Origin of the sequence: Pseudoalteromonas sp. SG43-3, assembly GCF_014164385.1 — a bacterium.
Lineage (GTDB): Bacteria > Pseudomonadota > Gammaproteobacteria > Enterobacterales > Alteromonadaceae > Pseudoalteromonas > Pseudoalteromonas distincta.
In genome coordinates this window covers 1-339 of the sequence record NZ_JACJFC010000089.1, presented here as the reverse complement: position 1 = coordinate 339, position 339 = coordinate 1, and the positions used below count along the sequence as shown (strand labels likewise).

General features: G+C 40.7%; 1 rRNA gene. It reads right to left on the bottom strand.

What is annotated here, in order from left to right:
* Position 1: 1 nt before the first annotated feature.
* Positions 2-116: ribosomal RNA gene (gene rrf / locus H5157_RS20730) — 5S ribosomal RNA — on the bottom strand.
* Positions 117-339: the final 223 nt, after the last annotated feature.

Genomic DNA, 339 nt, shown 5'->3' with positions numbered 1-339 from the left:
AGCCTGGTAATGTCCTACTTTCACATAGCAAATGCTACACTATCATCGGCGCTGTTTCGTTTCACTACTGAGTTCGGCATGGAGTCAGGTGGGTCCAAAACGCTATTGTCACCAAGCAAATTAGGTGCAAAGAATTAATGACAAGCACGTAGTGCTACCATTTTCTTTGCGCAAGGTGCCTCAACTTTAACGCTACGCGCTAAGAGTCACCTCTTGAATTTGGAAAATATCTGATAATATTTTTTAAGTCTTTCTTTAAGCAATATCTACTTTAGTCATATTAACTTCTGTCAAACTGTCGCATAAAACGCGTTTGGCGTTGTATGGTTAAGCCTCACG